Source organism: Rhodococcus sp. NPDC054953 (assembly GCF_053609225.1).
In genome coordinates this window covers 62,446-77,589 of record NZ_JBSGXD010000008.1, presented here as the reverse complement: position 1 = coordinate 77,589, position 15,144 = coordinate 62,446, and the positions used below count along the sequence as shown (strand labels likewise).

The window sequence follows — 15,144 nt, the reverse complement described above, 5'->3', positions numbered from 1 at the left end:
CCGCGGCGGCGTTTCGTTGGGAAATCGGACGAATCACCCATGGGGTCCGCGTTGCGCACGGCTCCGGTGCGGGGATAGACATAGGGGCATGCTCACCGTCTCCGCATTCGCCGCGACCGCCCCCGACGCCCCGCTCGAGAAGACCTCCATCGAGCGCCGCGACCTCGGTCCGCTCGACGTCCTCATCGAGATCAAGTACGCGGGCATCTGCCACTCCGATATCCACACCGCCCGCAACGAGTGGGGCGGCACCCGCTATCCCGTCGTGCCGGGACACGAGATCACCGGGATCGTCACGGGCGTCGGCGTCGACGTGACCCGGCACCGGGTCGGCGACCGCGTCGGGGTCGGCTGTTTCGTGGACTCGTGCGGCACCTGCGCGCCCTGCGCGGCGGGCGAGGAGCAGTACTGCGCCAACCGGGTCACCGCGACCTATAACTCCGTCGGCCGGGAGGACGGGCTGGTCACGCAGGGCGGCTACTCGACGCACATCGTCGTCACCGAACGTTTCGTGGTGTCCGTGCCGGACGGTCTCGCCCTCGATGTCGCGGCGCCGCTGCTGTGCGCCGGGATCACCCTGTATTCGCCGTTGCGGCACTGGAACGCCGGGCCCGGCACGCGGGTCGCGATCGTCGGGATGGGCGGGCTCGGGCACGTCGGTGTCAAGATCGCGCACGCGATGGGCGCCGAGGTCACCGTGCTCAGTCAGTCGCTGTCGAAGCGGGAGGACGGGCTGCGGTTCGGCGCCGATCACTACCGCGCGACCGCCGACCCGGCGGTCTTCAAGGAGTTGCGCGCCAGCTTCGACCTGATTCTCAACACCGTGTCGGTCAACCTCGACCTCGACGCCTACCTCGGGACGCTCGCGCTCGACGGCACCCTCGTCATGCTCGGGCTGCCCGAGCAGCCACTGACCCTGCGCGGCTTCTCCCTCGCCGGCAACCGGCGCAGCCTCGCAGGCTCCAACGTCGGCGGCATCCGCGAGACCCAGGAGATGCTGGACTTCTGCGCCGAGCACGGCATCGCCGCAGAGATCGAGGTCATCGCCGCGGACCGGATCAACGAGGCGTACGACCGGGTGCTGCGCAGCGACGTCCGCTACCGCTTCGTCATCGACGCGGCGACGTTCTGACCCGGGCGAACCGTGCGTGATTCGTACCCCTATTGGGGTGAGAATCGCGCACGGGCGGCGTAGCCGCATCGCCCGCCGAGGGGTCATACTCGTGATGTAGGTCACAGCATGAAGGGTCGGGGCGATGGGCCAGCAACTTCACGGACGCCGGGTGGCGGTGCTTGCCGCGGACGGGGTCGAACAGGACGAACTGACCGAGACCCGCCGCGCAGTCGAGGAGGCGGGCGGCCGCACCGCGCTGCTCTCGATCGCGCCGGGCGAGATCCAGGCGTACCGCGCCGACGTGATGCTCGGCGACCGGTTCCCGGTGGATCTGCTCGTCGGCCGGGCCGACGTCGACGACTACGACGCGCTGATCCTGCCGGGCGGAACGCTCGGTCCGGACCGACTGCGCACCGACGACCACGCGGTGGCGTTCGTGCGGCACTTCATGCACATCGGCAAACCGGTCGCCGCGATCGGGCACGGACCCTGGCTGCTCATCGAAGCGAGGGTCGTCGACGGCCGGACCCTCACCAGCTGGCCCAGCCTGCGCACCGACATCGTCAACGCGGGGGGCACGCACGTGAACGAGAAGGTCGTCGTCGACCGGAACCTGGTCACCAGCCGCGGCCTGCTCGACCTCGGCTGCTTCTGCAACGCGCTGGTCGGCAAGTTCACCCAGCACCCCGAGCTCATCGGCCGGGCGTGAGGTTCCGCCCGCGGCGGCGGGCCCTGTCGCGGGCGGGCAACCGGGCGTAGCGTCGGTCACACCAGCCGAACCTCGCGACGAGGAGGTAGGAACGATGAAGCTGCATCTGTTCTCCGAATGGGCTGGCTACGCGCTCGGACTCATCGCCGTCATCAGCCTCGCGATGGCCGTCGTCGCGGCGGCATCGGGCTACGCCGGCTGGGCGGTGATCGCCGCGGTGGTGTTCATGATCGCCGTCGCGGTCGGCCTCGGACTGGTCGGAGGCGCGGTGCGCCACGACCACAGACAGCGTCGGCATACGCCGCGGTTCCCGCTGCCGGGCGGAACCGCGTGGCCGGTCAAGGAGTGATCCGTATGAGCCTGAACATCGTTGCTGGCTGGGTGGGGTTCGCGTGCGCCCTGTTGGCCGTCATCTCGATGGGGACGTTCCTCGTCGCGGCGGGCAGCGGGTACGGCGGCTGGGCGGCGCTCGCGGGCGGGGTATTCCTGCTCACGGTCGCGACTGCGGTCACCGTCGTCGGCGGGACCGTCCGGCACGACCGCAAGCTGGGCCTGGACGTGCCGCACTTCCCCTGACCGGTCTGCCGGGCGCAGGTCAGGACCGCGCCAGGCGACGCTTCTCGGTCTCGACGTCGAAGTTGGCGGCGGGCCAGTCGAGGTCCAGCCGTTCCAGCGCGTCGATCAACAGTTCGGTGACGGCGAGGCGGCTGTACCACTTCCGGTCGCACGGCACCGCGTACCACGGGGCATGCTCGGTCGAGGTGCGGTCCAGCATCGCCTGGTACGCCTCCCGGTACTCGGGCCAGAAGCCGCGTTCGGTGACGTCGCCCGGGTTGTACTTCCAGTGCTTGTCCGGACGTTCCAGCCGCTCGGAGAGCCGCTTCTTCTGCTCGTCGAGCGAGACGAACATCGCGACCTTCACCAGCGTGGTTCCGGACTCGACCAGGTCCCGTTCGAACTGATTGATCTCGTCGTAGCGGGGCTCCCACTCGCCCGTCGGAACCAGGTCGTGGACCCGCACCACCAGCACGTCCTCGTAGTGGGAGCGGTCGAAGACGCCGATCTGCCCCCTGCGGGGCAGTTCCTTCCTGACCCGCCACAGGTAGTGGTGCCGCTTCTCCTCGGCGGTCGGTACCCCGAACGAGGCGTGATCGACGCCCTGCGGGTCCACGTGCCCGATCACGTGGCGCATCATCCCGCCCTTGCCCGCGGTGTCCATGCCCTGCAGGATCAGCAGCACCGACCGGTGCTCGTCGGAGCTGCGGCCGTTCGCGAAGAGCTTCTCCTGCAGGCCGGACAGGACGGCCCCACGCTCCTCGAGGAGACGCTCACCCAGCGTCTTGTTGCCCGCGAAGCCGGGCATGCCGTTCGTGTCCAGGTCGGCGACCCGGGTGTCGGACGTGACGCGCAGCGCCTCGGTTGCCGGAACCTGCCAGCCCTCGCTCGTGCCCATGCCGCGACTCTGCCATTCGGCGCGCGCATTCGGCGGGAACGGCGCGGATCTAGAGGCCGTCCCGCTCCTCGAGCAGCGGGTGCGGAACGGACTTGAAGCGTGCCGGCGAGCCGGCGACCGCGGCGATCCCGGTCACCCCACCCCACGTCATCATCGCCAGGTAGTCGATCAGATCCTCCGCGGTCATCGACCGGTTCGAGATCCACCAGTGGGTGGCCAGCTGGACGGCGCCGACGATGCCGTACGCCCACGGCAGCGCGCCACCGGAATCCATCTCCATCTGCCGCAGCTTCAGCCCGAGGACGGCGGACAGCGCCTCGGCGATCATCCGCTCCGACTCGGCGACCACGTCACGGCTGGCTCCGGAACTGTTCGCCATCACGTAGAGGTACACCTCGGTGTCCTCGGCGACCGTCTCCACGTAGGCGGTGATCGCGACCCGGACGAGCGCGTACTCGTCCATGTCGGCGCCGATCGCCGCGTACATGCGGGGGGCGAGGACCGTCTCCACCCAGCGGGTCATCGTCGCGCTGGTGAGATCGTTCTTGTCGTTGAAGTAGCGGTAGAGGACGGTCTTCGAGACGCCGATCTCAGAGGCGATCTCGTCCATCCCGACCTCGCGGCCACGGGCCCGGATCGCGGCGAGGGTGCCGTCGACCAGCTCCTCCCGGCGCGCGATCTTGTGCTCGCGCCAGCGGCGCTTGCGCCCGTCGGGCTTCTCCGCCTTCGCCTCGGGTGCGGAGCCGGCGGCCTCGGCGGCGTCGGGGGCTGTCTTGTTCGACACTGGTGTATGCCACATCCGTTCAGATCGATCTTCGGTTCAGCTTACGGCGCACGCCCCGCGCGGAGCCGGTCCTCCCCGGTGACTCGCCGAATTTCGGCACAATTGTCGAGGTGATGCAGTTGTTGAGCGTCGACGACGCGGCCAAGCGGCGTGATCTGCGGCGAATGAAGGCGGTGGCGACGGGCTTTCTCCTGTTCGCGACCGTGGTGTACCTGTTCTGCCGGTGGCAGGAGTCCCGGGGCGCGGGGGAGTGGGTGGGGTACGTGCGGGCCGCGTCCGAGGCGGGCATGGTCGGTGCGCTCGCGGATTGGTTCGCGGTGACCGCGCTGTTCCGGCATCCGCTCGGATTGCGGATCCCGCACACCGCGATCATCAAGAAGAAGAAGGACCAGCTGGGGTCGAGCCTCGGCAGTTTCGTCGGCGAGAACTTCCTCGCGCCCGACGTGGTGTCGCAGAAGGTGCGGTCGGCGGAGGTGCCGTTGCGGGTCGGCACGTGGCTGGCCGAGCCGACCCATGCCGAGCGGGTGGCTGCCGAGACCGCGACGCTGCTGCGCGCCTTCGTCGGGGTGCTGCGCGACGAGGACGTGCAGCAGATCATCGACAGCACCATCGTGCGCCGGATCGCGGAGCCCGCGTGGGGACCGCCGATCGGGAAGGTCCTCGAGGAGTTGCTCGCCGACAACCGGCAGCTGCCGCTGCTGGACATGCTCGCGGAGCGGGCCCACCAGTGGGCCCTTGCCAGCCAGCCGACGATCGACCGGATCATCGACCGCGACAGCCCGTCGTGGTCGCCGAAGTTCGTCGACCTGCTGCTCGGCGAGAAGATCCACCGCGAGCTCGTCGAGTTCACCTGGAAGGTGCGATCAAACCCGGACCACGAGGTGCGGGTGGCCGCGAACCGGTTCCTGATCGATTTCGCGCAGGACCTGCAGCACGATCCCGCGACGATGGCGAAGGCGGAGAAGATCAAGACCGAACTGATGGGCCGCAAGGAGGTCACCGGGGCGGCCGAGGCCGCGTGGAAGGTGGCCAAGCGGATGATCCTCGAATCGGTCGACGATCCCGACAGTGCGCTGCGCGGGAAGACCAGGGACACGGTGATCCGTCTCGGTGAGCGGCTGCGGGACGAGCCGGAACTGCGGGCGAAGGTGGACGGCTGGCTGGACACCGCCGTGCGCTACGTCGCCGCGAACTACACCACCGAGATCACCGCGATCATCACCGACACCGTCGCCCGATGGGACGCCGAGGAGGCGAGCCGGAAGATCGAACTGCAGGTGGGGCGGGATCTGCAGTTCATTCGGATCAACGGCACCGTGGTCGGTGCGCTCGCGGGTCTCGCGATCTACACGGTGTCGCAGCTGCTGTTCGGGTGACGTGAGCGCGCCTGCTAGCACGAGTGCTTGCAAGAGCTAGCACCCTCCCGTACCGTGGACGGCGCACACAGGGGAGGGAGGCAGAGCATGACCGACGACACCCGATCGACCGGTGACAGTGCCGGCGACGTCGCGGCCCGGGTGGTCAGCTCTGCAGCGCAGGACATCGGCGGCTTCATCAGGTCGCAACGCGAAGCCGCGCAGGTGTCGCTGCGCCAACTGTCGCAGTTGGCGGGGGTCAGCAATCCGTATCTGAGCCAGATCGAGCGCGGGCTGCGCAAGCCGTCCGCCGAGGTCCTCGGCCAGATCGCGAAGGGCCTTCGGATGTCGTCCGAGGTGCTGTATATGCGGGCTGGACTGCTCGAGCAACGCCCAGCCAGTCCGGTGCGGGACGCACTGCTGTCCGACATCTCCATCACCGAGCGGCAGAAGCAGGTGCTCCTCGAAATCTACGAATCGTTCCGGCGTGAGAACGAGCCGCGAACGGAAACCCAGCCCGATCAACAGGAGAACGAAGATGACTGACATCAAGGGTCTCGACACCGTGATCACCCCGCTCTACGCCGCGGTCGGCGCGGGCGACGTCGTCGTGCAGGCCGTCGCCGACGTCGTCGCGCAGGTCCGCGAACGCGCCGCCACCGCCGGTGACGACCTCACCGTCGACGGCGCCAAGGAGCGTTTCGACAAGCTGACCGGCGACCTGACCGAGGGCGTCGAATCGCTGCGGGAGCGGCTCGCCGGGCTGCCGTCCGAGCTGCCCGAGGAGCTCGCCGAGCTGCGCGAGAAGTTCACCGCCGACGAGCTGCGCAAGGTCGCCGAGGCCTACCTCAAGGTGGCATCGGACATCTACACCTCGCTGGCCGAGCGCGGTGAGGAAACGGTCGAGCGGCTGCGCAAGCAGGCGGCCGTCGAGGAGGGGCTCGAGCGCGCGGAATCGGCGTTCGAAGATGCCGCGACGCTGACCGAGGAGGCGCTGGGCACCGTGGCTCGGCAGACCCGTGCCGTTGGTGAGCAGGCCGCGAAGCTCGCGGGCCGCGCCGCGGAGAAGATCAGCGACGTGGCCGACGAGGTGTCCGATGCCGTCGCCGACGCGGGCGAGCAGGTGGCCAGCCGGTTCGTCGGGGCGGGCGAGAAGGCCGAGGCGACCACGGAGTCGGCCGCCAGCAAGGTGGCCTCCGCCGCACCGAAGCAGGCCGCGAAGCCCGCCCCGGCTCCCGCGGCCAAGCCTGCCCCGGCCAAGGCGACCCCGGCGAAGGCCGCGCAGCCCAAGACCGCGGCCGCGAAGCCCGCCCCGGCGAAGACCGCAGCCAAGCCGGCACCGGCGAAGACCGCCGCCAAGCCGACCGCGACCAAGGCGCCCGCCAAGAAGGCCGCGCCGAAGGCGACCGACGCCTGACCCGTCTCGACGGACGAACGCACGGCTCCCTCGCTGCACCCGCGGCGGGGGAGCCGTCGCCGACTAGGATGGATTCGTGACCACGGCCTACAACCTGACCGCGCTGATCATGATCGCTCTCCGACTCCTCGCCCTGGGTGCGGGTGCCTTCGCGCTGTTTCATGCCGTCCGGCAGCGCACGGACGCGTTCACCGCGGTCGACAAGCTCAGCAAGCCCATCTGGATCGGCATTCTCGCCGCCGCCATGCTCATGGTGTTCCTGTTCGGTGTCGTGTCCCTGTTCGGGCTCGTCGCGGTCGTCGCGATCTGCGTCTATCTGGTCGATGTGCGGCCGCGGGTCGACGAGGTTCAGCGCGGCCCCCGCTGGTGACCAACTTTCTGAGAATGTAAGTCACAGATACCGTTGACAACGGGTATCTCGACGACGCATGGTTGAGGTGTAGGTCGGCGTACCGGGAAGGCGCCGACGGCGGCTGGCACAGTCGGCCGAGGCACTCGACGAGGAGGTCGCCATGCCGATCGTCCACGACAGTCCCTCCACCGCGATGCGGGTGGGCAACCGCCAGGAGACCGCGTCGCGGTTGCTCGCGTCGGCCGCCCGCAAATCGTTCGACCCGCTCGTCGAGATCGACTGGGATGCGCCCATCCCCGACGACCTGTACGGCATGACACCGGAGTGGTGCAGCCTCTATGGCACCGACCTGTGGGAGTCGATGACCGAGGAGCAGCGCGTCACCCTGACCAAGCACGAGGCGGCGAGCATCGCGGGCACCGGCATCTGGTTCGAGATGATCCTGATGCAGATGCTGCTCCGGGACGTCTACTCGCACGACCCCGCGACGCCGCATTTCCAGTTCGCGCTCACCGAGATCGCCGACGAATGCCGGCACTCGACGATGTTCGCGAAGGCCGCCACCCGATTCGGGGTTCCGTCGTACCAGCCGCGGGCCTGGATCCGGCAGTCCGCTCGCCCGTTCAAGGCCACCGCAAGCGGCTCGCTCGCCTACGGTGGAACGCTGTTCGCCGAGGAGATCCTCGACATGATGCAGCGGGACTTCATGAAGGACGACCGGGTCCAGCCGATCACCCGCACGGTCAGCAGGATCCACGTCCTCGAGGAGGCCCGGCACATCAAGTTCGCCCGCGAGGAGGCCGCGCGTCGCGTCGTCGGCCTCTCCCGATTCACCCGCGCCCGGATCCGGTTCATGCTCGGCGTCACCGCCTACTTCGTGGTGACCAGCCTGGTGAATCCGAAGGTCTACGAGGCCGCGGGCCTTGACCCGGCGCGGGCCCGCGCGGCGGCCCGGTCGAACACGCACTACCAGGACAGGATTCGTTCCGGCAGCGCGAAGACGATCGAGTTCCTCGACGAGATCGGGCTGATCGGCGGTCCGTCGACCCTGCTGATGCGCCGCGCCCACATCCTCTGAGTCCCGCAAGAAACCTGCTGCCGGAAGCCCTTCCGGCAGCAACTCGCCGTGAAGGAGTTCCAGTGTCGGTCAGTTCACGCGCCTCGGCGCGACGATGGTTCGTCGGAGCCGCCGCCCTCGCCGCGGTCGCCGGAGTCGGCGCTGCCGTCCGCTCGCGGCGGGGCGCCGCGTCCGCACCGACCGACGCGCCGAACCCGGCACTGTCCGACCCGATCCTGCATCCGGAGACGGTGCCGGTGGTCTCCGCGGACGGGCATCCGATCCACGTGCTCGCCTACGGCGACCCGAGCGCCCCCGCGATCGTGCTCTCCCACGGCTGGACCTGCTCGACCACCTTCTGGCACCCGCAGATCAACGCGCTCGCCGACGACTACCGCGTCGTCGTCTACGACCAGCGGGGCCACGGCAGGACGGGCATCGGGCCGACGCCGCTGACCCCGGAACTGCTCGGGGATGACCTCGACGCCGTCCTCGCCGCCACCGTCACCGACGGGCGGAAGGCGGTCGTCGTCGGCCACAGCATGGGTGGCATGTCGATCATGTCGTGGGCGCTGAAGTACCCCGACCACGTCGAGGCCATGGCGTCCGCGGTGATGCTGGCGAGCACCGGATCCGATCACCTGGTCGCCGAGACGACGATCATTCCGCGGCCGAAGCGCGGCCCGGCGATCCCGGTCCCGGTCGGCACCGCGATCCTCGGCTCCAAGGCGCCGCTCATCGCGAGCCCGCTCACCCGCAAGGGGGTCCAGTACGTCGCGCTCGCGCCCGGGTCGACCCGGCAGGAGGTGGACTTCTGCGTGCGGATCGTCCGCGAGTGCAGCCCGGCCACCCGCGGCGGCTGGGGACGCGCGTTGAGCACGCTGGACATCGGCGCGTCACTCGATCACCTGACGGTGCCCACCACCGTCCTCGTCGGGACCGCGGACCGGCTCACCCCGCAGATCCACTCGGTGCGGATGAGCGAACGCCTCGACGCCGACGAGCACCTGTCCCGGCTGATCCGATTGCCCGGCATCGGGCACATGAGCACCGTCGAGGCACCTGCCGAGGTGAATGCGGAGATTCGCCGCCTGCGGCAATTGTGAGAGCGCCGCGGCACCCCGCAACTGTGCGTGATTTTCACCCCGACCGGGGTGAAAATCACGCACGGGCGGCGGAGCCGCGTCAGCTGAAGACGACGGTCCGGCGGCCGTGCACCAGTACCCGGTCCTCGAGGTGCCAGCGCAGTCCGCGGGCGAGCACCAGCTTCTCGATGTCGCGTCCCTGTCGGACCATGTCGCGGACCTCGTCGGAATGGTCCACCCGGATCACGTCCTGCTCGATGATTGGGCCTGCATCCAACTCCGCGGTGACGTAGTGGCAGGTGGCGCCGATCAGCTTCACGCCCCGCGTGAAGGCCTGGTGATAGGGGCGGGCGCCGACGAACGACGGCAGGAAGCTGTGGTGGATGTTGATCGCGCGGCCGGCCCAGTGCTCGCATAGCTCGGCGGGCAGCACCTGCATGAACCGGGCAAGGACGACGGCGTCCGGGGCGTGGACGTCGACGAGCTTGCGGACCTGCTCGAACGCCGGGCCCCGGTCGGCCGGGTCCTTCGGGAACGACACGTAGTGGAAGTCGATGCCGTGCCTGCGGGTGACCTCCTCGAGGTCCGGATGGTTGCCGATCACCGCGGCGATGTCGGCGGGGAGCTCGCCGCCCGCGGCGCGGCCGAGCAGATCGTGCAGGCAGTGGCCCTCCTTGCTGACCAGCAGCACGATCCGCTTGCGCTGACCCGAATCGTGCAGGGTCCACTCGGTGTCCGGACCCAGCTCGGTGGCCACCGCCGCGAACCGTTCCCGCAGCTCGTCCAGTCCGAGCGCGATCGACGACGCGCGAACGGCCTGCCGGGTGAAGAACCAGCCGGAGTCCGGGTCGGCGTGATACGCGGCCTCGACGATCGACCCGCCGACGTCGGCGAGGAACGTGGAGATGCGGGCGACGATGCCGGTCCGGTCGGGGGTGCCGAGGGTCAGGACGTAGCGGCGGTCGTCGGTTTCGGAGGGCCTACTCATGCGCACAGTCTGGCAGGTGTCTGACCGGTCCGGCCCCCAACCCGGCGATCGCCGTCAGTGCACCACCACCGCGGTCGCGACGAGTGTCCCCGCGTCGACGACCTCGACATCACGCTCGGTCAGCAGCGCGAGGAACTCGACCCGAACCGCAGCAACGGTGTCGGCGGCCAGGGCGAGCAGCGGTGCCCGCAACGCGGTCCCGAGCACCAGATCCCACGCCAGCTCCGGGGTTGTGGGCAGAAGATTCGATAGCTCGGTGACCTCGACGGATCCCGCGCCATAGGCGGTCAGCCAGGAGCGAAGAGCGTCCGGGGTGTCGAGCCGCGTCGACGCCGTCGGGGGGTCCGGCGGCCGGGACCCCGGCGCCAGCCGGGCCAGCGCGTCCGCGAACGCGGAGCCGACCTGGTCGAGCGCGCCCCGCCGCCACACCGTGACCCCGACCTTCGCGACCGGACGCAGCAGCCGCACCAGCCGGGCGACGGCCGCCGTCGGATGGGGCAGGAGGTGGACGCCGTGCGAACAGGAGAGCACGTCGTAGCGACCGCGCGGCACGCTGCTCGGTGGCTCCCACGCGGCGGCGTCGGCCCGCACGAAATCGATGTTGTGCAGTGCCCGGTCGGAGGCGGCGAGGCGCCCCAGCTCGAGCAGGTCGTCGGCCCGGTCGACCGCGTGCACCAGCCCCGTCGGTCCGACCGCGGCCGCGGCGGGCAGCGCGGCGGCGCCTGCGCCGCAGCACACGTCGAGCACCGACTCGCCGGGCCGCAGCCGCAACTGGAATGCCAGGGCCGCACCCGCCGGACCCCACACCGTCGGTGTCAGCCTGCTGAACTCGGTCGCGCCCGCATTGCGCACGGCGGTGAGATCGTCGGCACCCATGCAGTCACGGTAGTCCTCGGCCCTCGCGGGCAGAACCGTCAGAGAGCGTAGAACGCTCGCGGATAACGGAACTCGCCGCGCAGCTCGGGCGTCCACGCGTCGAGGGCCCGCACCTGGAAGTGGCTCACCCAGTCCGGAACCCCGGGATCGATCGACAGGTCGGCGGCAGGCACGAAACCGAATCGCGGATAGTAGTCGAGGTGGCCGAGCAGTGCGACGAGGGGCTCACCGAGTGCGTCGGCGCCGCCGAGTCCGGCGTGCATCAGCGCTGATCCGACACCGCCACCCTGCGTGTCCGCCGCGACCCCGATCGGCCCGAGCGCGAGCGCCGGGCGTTCGCCGACGGTGCCGCGGGTCAGGCAGACGTGCCCGACCACGCGTCCGTCGGCGCCCTCGGCCACCAGCGACAGGGCGGGAATCCAGGCATCCGACGCCCGCAGCGCGGCCACCAGGGCGACCTCGACCGGTTCGGTGGCGCCCGGCGGGGTTTCGTTGGCGAACGCCGAGCGGTGCACGGCGGCGATGGCGTCGATATCGGTTGCTCGTTCACGGCGGATCAGCACCGGTCGAGTCTGGCCTCTCGAGGCGCGGGCCGCAACGGAATTTCGGGCGCGGCTGGCCCTCAGGACAGGGCGTCGGTGGCCGCGTCGGTGGCCGCGTCGGTGAACCCGGCGGCGAACGAGGCGTCCGGCGCGATCGGCGTGATCACGTCGATCAACACCCCGCCGGGGCCGGCGACGATGAAGTGCCGCTGCCCGAAGGCCTCCGAGCGGAGCGGCAGCACCGCCTCGAGGTCGCCGTTCGTCACCAGTCGGCGATGCACGTCGTCGACGTCGTCGACCTCGATGTTGAGGATCAGGCCGCTGGTGCAGGTGCCGCGCAGCGCGGCGGGAACCGTCTCGTGATCGGCGTCGAGGACGGCGAGTTCGTGGCCGTCGCGGATCAGGCTGACGTACCAGTCGGCCTCGAACGCCGGGAGGAAGCCGAAGTGCTCCCGGTAGAACCGGGCGGTGGACTCGACGTCGCAGGTCATCAGGACGGGGTACACGCTGGTCACGGACATGGCGGGGTTCCTCTCGGAGGTTTACATACAGTGTGTATGTATAAATCCATACATACACGCTGTATGTAAACTGGGCAAGCAGGAAAGGGGTGACGGCATGGCGCGCGCCAGCAGGCAGCAGAGTGAGGCGACGGCCGCGGCGATCCTCGACGCGGCCCGCGGCCAGTTCGGTCGGCGCGGGGTCGCCGACGTCGGACTCGACGAGATCGCCGCGGGCGCGGGCGTCACCCGCGGTGCGGTCTACCACCATTTCGGCAGCAAGCGGGGAGTCTTCCTCGCCGTCCATTCCGACGCCCAGGCGCAGGTCGCGGCCGCGATCACGGAGGCAACCGACGGGATGACCGACCCGTGGGAGGCGCTGGGGACGGGGTGCCGCGCGTTCCTCGAGGCCTCGGTTCGCGACGACGTCCGGCGGATCCTGCTCGTCGACGCGCCCGCGGTGCTCGGCTGGAACGACTGGCGCGAGCAGGACCTGCGCCACTCCGGTCGGCTGCTTGCCGGGGTGCTCGCCGACCTCGAGGCCGCGGGCCTGATCGAGGTCGGGAACGTGCAGGCCTGCCAGGCGTTGCTGTCCGGTGCGATGAACGAGGCGGCGTTGTGGGCGGCGTCCCTCGGCAGCGCCACCGAGGGAATCGAGCAGGCGTGGCCGCTGCTGCGGCGCATGCTCGACGCGCTGCGACCCTGACGACGGGGCTGCCCCGATCCCGGCGCGCCGCATGCGAAGCTCGTCCGGTGACCGAGAACCTCACCCGCGCCCGGGTCGCCGCGATGGTTGACCACACCCTGCTCAAGCCGGAGGCCACCGCAGTCGACGTCGCGTCCCTGGTGGCGGAGGCGGGCGAGCTCGGCGCGTACGCGGTGTGCGTGTCACCCTCGATGCTGCCGGTGCGTGCCGACGGCCCGAAGGTGGCGGTGGTCGTCGGGTTCCCGTCCGGGAAGCATCACTCCCTCGTCAAGGGAGCGGAGGCCCGGCTCGCGGTCGAGCAGGGGGCCGACGAGGTGGACATGGTCATCGACATCGGCGCCGCCGTCGCCGGCGACTACAACGCGGTGCTCGCCGACATCCTCACCGTCCGCGAGGGCATCGCCGATGTCACGATTCTCAAGGTCATCCTCGAGACCGCGGCACTGCCCGACGCGGCGATCGTCGAATGCTGCCTGGCCGCGGAGCGGGCGGGCGCCGACTTCGTCAAGACGTCCACCGGCTTCCATCCGGCGGGCGGCGCGACCGTCGACGCCGTGCGCCTGATGGCGGCGACGGTCAGTGACCGGCTCGGGGTCAAGGCCAGCGGCGGCATCCGGACCGCGGACGCCGCCCGCGCGATGATCGAGGCCGGCGCAACCCGGCTCGGCCTGTCGGGGACCCGTGCCGTGCTGGACGGGTTCCCGCCCTAGTCACATCAGGATCGAGCAGCTATCCGGCACCGCCTGGGTCTGCGCGCCGGGCTGCGGCGCGGGCATCGTGTACGCGCCACCCGCGAGCGACAACTGCAGGCCGCTGTCGGTGACGGTGAGGGACTGCGCGGTCATCCCCAGCGGGAAGGACTGCAGGCTGCTGGTCAGCATGTCGACGATGCCGCTGACCAGGTCGGTCGGCAGTCCGAGGCCGAGGATCTCCGCGCCGACGGTCTCCACCTGGACGACGCCGCCGGACACCGTCGGCCGGACGGTCAGCTGCGCGAGGTTGCCGAGAACCTGGAACTGCAGGGTGCCCGCGGCCGCGTCCGAGGTGACGGCGCTGACGAGCGAACCGAACGACTCGCCCTGAATGGTGGCGGCGATGCCCTCGGTGGACCAGTCGATGTCCGCGGTTGAACTGCCGACCGTGCCGCCGGAGGTGGCGGAGGTGGTCAGGTCGAGGTCGTTGACCCTGGCCTCGACGTGCATGTCCTTCGCCGGGCCGAAGCTGGAGTCGTCGCTGGCGATCGTGACGTACGGGACCTTCTTGTCGATCGCCTGCAGCAGCACCGGCTTGGGACTGAGCCCGAGATCCACCTGGGAGCCGAGCTGGCTCTCGAACTGCGATGCCAGGCACTGCTTGACGTTGTTCCTGAGGTACAACTCCCCGCCGATCAGGACGGCGACGAGAGCGACGATGACGACCAGCGCGATCGTCAGCGCCCGGGTGCGCTTGGTCCGCGTGCTCGCGGTGGGGGCCTGCGTCGTGGAAGCCATTGCACGGATTCTTCCGTAGATTCCTGAGTCCGTTCTGAGAACACACGGGACGATTTCGTGTGGAATCACCCACGCGCGTCGATGTGACGCACACCACAATATGGCCGTAGTCTGTCGACTATGGACGAGACCCCGGTAAGGGATGAACGCGACGGCATCCTGCGGGAGCGGGCAGGCGCGCAGGACGGCTACTTCACCCCGGCGCAGGCCAGGGCCTGCGGGTATTCGGCGGAGGAGATGGCCGACGCGGTGGTCGCCGGGGTGTGGTCGCAACCCGACCCGGGAGTGTTCCGGCTGATGCCGTGGCGGTCCGGTGACCTCGACGACGTCGCGCGGTGCTGCGTCCGGCTCGACGGCGCCGTCGTCTCCCACCAGAGCGCCGCCGAGCTGCACGGGCTCGGCCATCTGCATCCCAGCTTCCTGCACGTGACCGCGGCCGACGACGGGCATCCGCGTCTGGAACGGGTCGCGGTGCACCACAGCGAGCTGGCCCTCGGCGACACCGAGCACACCGGCGCCTTCCGGATCACGACACCGCTGCGGACGGTGCTCGACCTCGCGGACGGCGGGGTGTCGCAGTGGGTGCTCGACGAGGTGGTCGGCGACGCCCTCGCGATCGGCCGACTCGACCGCGACGAACTGGAGGCAGGCTCCGACGTGGGGACCACCCGGGTGCGTCAGCGGGTGCGGCGGGCGCTGTCGGCGTGGGCGTGACC

Annotated in this window: 20 protein-coding genes; 13 read left to right on the top strand and 7 right to left on the bottom strand. The window is 70.1% G+C overall.

The window, feature by feature from the left end; translation table 11 throughout:
• The first annotated feature begins 88 nt into the window (after positions 1-88).
• The 4 genes from ACWF62_RS08130 to ACWF62_RS08115 all read left to right on the top strand — a co-directional run bounded on the left by ACWF62_RS08130 (position 89) and on the right by ACWF62_RS08115 (position 2,399).
• Positions 89-1,132, top strand: coding sequence for an NAD(P)-dependent alcohol dehydrogenase (locus tag ACWF62_RS08130; protein WP_378506147.1), 1,044 nt, complete (start codon positions 89-91; stop codon positions 1,130-1,132).
• A gap of 124 nt (positions 1,133-1,256) precedes the next feature.
• Positions 1,257-1,823, top strand: coding sequence for a type 1 glutamine amidotransferase domain-containing protein (locus ACWF62_RS08125; RefSeq protein ID WP_378506148.1), 567 nt, complete (start codon positions 1,257-1,259; stop codon positions 1,821-1,823).
• A gap of 94 nt (positions 1,824-1,917) precedes the next feature.
• Complete coding sequence (locus ACWF62_RS08120) at positions 1,918-2,172, top strand: hypothetical protein (protein WP_378506149.1); 255 nt, start codon at positions 1,918-1,920, stop codon at positions 2,170-2,172.
• Positions 2,173-2,177: 5 nt separating this feature from the next.
• Positions 2,178-2,399 (top strand): hypothetical protein, encoded by a 222-nt coding sequence (locus ACWF62_RS08115; RefSeq protein WP_378506150.1) that lies wholly within the window; start codon positions 2,178-2,180, stop codon positions 2,397-2,399.
• 19 nt (positions 2,400-2,418) lie between these two features.
• On the opposite strand, the gene ACWF62_RS08110 is transcribed toward ACWF62_RS08115, so the two are convergent.
• Both ACWF62_RS08110 and ACWF62_RS08105 read right to left on the bottom strand, forming a co-directional pair.
• The gene (locus ACWF62_RS08110) at positions 2,419-3,276 is read right to left on the bottom strand and encodes a polyphosphate kinase 2 family protein (protein WP_452629808.1); all 858 of its coding nucleotides are present in this window, start codon (positions 3,274-3,276) and stop codon (positions 2,419-2,421) included.
• A gap of 49 nt (positions 3,277-3,325) precedes the next feature.
• The gene (locus ACWF62_RS08105) at positions 3,326-4,075 is read right to left on the bottom strand and encodes a TetR/AcrR family transcriptional regulator (protein WP_378506152.1); all 750 of its coding nucleotides are present in this window, start codon (positions 4,073-4,075) and stop codon (positions 3,326-3,328) included.
• Positions 4,076-4,173: 98 nt separating this feature from the next.
• On the opposite strand from ACWF62_RS08105, the gene ACWF62_RS08100 reads away from it, so the two are divergent.
• The 6 genes from ACWF62_RS08100 to ACWF62_RS08075 all read left to right on the top strand — a co-directional run bounded on the left by ACWF62_RS08100 (position 4,174) and on the right by ACWF62_RS08075 (position 9,347).
• Complete coding sequence (locus ACWF62_RS08100) at positions 4,174-5,436, top strand: DUF445 domain-containing protein (protein ID WP_378506395.1); 1,263 nt, start codon at positions 4,174-4,176, stop codon at positions 5,434-5,436.
• An 87-nt stretch (positions 5,437-5,523) separates the two neighbouring features.
• Positions 5,524-5,961, top strand: coding sequence for a helix-turn-helix domain-containing protein (locus ACWF62_RS08095; RefSeq protein WP_378506153.1), 438 nt, complete (start codon positions 5,524-5,526; stop codon positions 5,959-5,961).
• Positions 5,954-6,832 (top strand): heparin-binding hemagglutinin, encoded by an 879-nt coding sequence (locus tag ACWF62_RS08090; protein WP_378506154.1) that lies wholly within the window; start codon positions 5,954-5,956, stop codon positions 6,830-6,832. The genes ACWF62_RS08095 and ACWF62_RS08090 overlap by 8 nt, the downstream gene beginning before the upstream one ends.
• A 76-nt stretch (positions 6,833-6,908) precedes the next feature.
• Complete coding sequence (locus ACWF62_RS08085; protein WP_378506155.1) at positions 6,909-7,202, top strand: DUF2516 family protein; 294 nt, start codon at positions 6,909-6,911, stop codon at positions 7,200-7,202.
• Positions 7,203-7,344: 142 nt separating this feature from the next.
• On the top strand, positions 7,345-8,262 hold the full coding sequence (locus tag ACWF62_RS08080) for an AurF N-oxygenase family protein (RefSeq protein ID WP_378506156.1): 918 nt from the start codon (positions 7,345-7,347) through the stop codon (positions 8,260-8,262).
• Between the two features lie 62 nt (positions 8,263-8,324).
• Entirely contained in the window at positions 8,325-9,347 is a 1,023-nt protein-coding gene (locus ACWF62_RS08075; RefSeq protein WP_378506157.1) for an alpha/beta fold hydrolase, read from the top strand.
• 79 nt (positions 9,348-9,426) lie between these two features.
• Here the strand turns inward: ACWF62_RS08075 and purU are convergent, their stop codons facing one another.
• Genes purU through ACWF62_RS08055 form a run of 4 tightly spaced genes read right to left on the bottom strand, consistent with a single transcriptional unit; the run spans position 9,427 to position 12,253 of the window.
• Positions 9,427-10,314 carry a formyltetrahydrofolate deformylase gene (gene purU / locus ACWF62_RS08070; RefSeq protein ID WP_378506158.1) on the bottom strand — a complete coding sequence of 296 codons (888 nt, stop codon included), beginning with the start codon at positions 10,312-10,314 and terminating at the stop codon, positions 9,427-9,429.
• Between the two features lie 54 nt (positions 10,315-10,368).
• Positions 10,369-11,190 carry a class I SAM-dependent methyltransferase gene (locus tag ACWF62_RS08065; RefSeq protein WP_378506159.1) on the bottom strand — a complete coding sequence of 274 codons (822 nt, stop codon included), beginning with the start codon at positions 11,188-11,190 and terminating at the stop codon, positions 10,369-10,371.
• A gap of 38 nt (positions 11,191-11,228) precedes the next feature.
• On the bottom strand, positions 11,229-11,753 hold the full coding sequence (locus tag ACWF62_RS08060; RefSeq protein WP_378506160.1) for a GNAT family N-acetyltransferase: 525 nt from the start codon (positions 11,751-11,753) through the stop codon (positions 11,229-11,231).
• A gap of 59 nt (positions 11,754-11,812) precedes the next feature.
• Positions 11,813-12,253, bottom strand: coding sequence for a VOC family protein (locus ACWF62_RS08055; RefSeq protein WP_452629807.1), 441 nt, complete (start codon positions 12,251-12,253; stop codon positions 11,813-11,815).
• A 97-nt stretch (positions 12,254-12,350) separates the two neighbouring features.
• Between ACWF62_RS08055 and ACWF62_RS08050 the strand changes: the two genes are divergently transcribed.
• Positions 12,351-12,938 (top strand): TetR/AcrR family transcriptional regulator, encoded by a 588-nt coding sequence (locus ACWF62_RS08050; RefSeq protein WP_378506162.1) that lies wholly within the window; start codon positions 12,351-12,353, stop codon positions 12,936-12,938.
• 83 nt (positions 12,939-13,021) lie between these two features.
• Positions 13,022-13,648: a deoxyribose-phosphate aldolase gene (deoC, locus tag ACWF62_RS08045; protein ID WP_378569925.1), complete on the top strand. Its 627-nt coding sequence runs from the start codon at positions 13,022-13,024 to the stop codon at positions 13,646-13,648.
• Here the strand turns inward: deoC and ACWF62_RS08040 are convergent, their stop codons facing one another.
• Positions 13,649-14,428 (bottom strand): LmeA family phospholipid-binding protein, encoded by a 780-nt coding sequence (locus ACWF62_RS08040; protein ID WP_378506163.1) that lies wholly within the window; start codon positions 14,426-14,428, stop codon positions 13,649-13,651.
• Positions 14,429-14,548: 120 nt separating this feature from the next.
• Here ACWF62_RS08040 and ACWF62_RS08035 point away from each other — a divergent pair, with 120 nt between their 5' ends.
• On the top strand, positions 14,549-15,142 hold the full coding sequence (locus tag ACWF62_RS08035) for a type IV toxin-antitoxin system AbiEi family antitoxin domain-containing protein (RefSeq protein WP_378506164.1): 594 nt from the start codon (positions 14,549-14,551) through the stop codon (positions 15,140-15,142).
• Positions 15,143-15,144 lie beyond the last annotated feature (2 nt).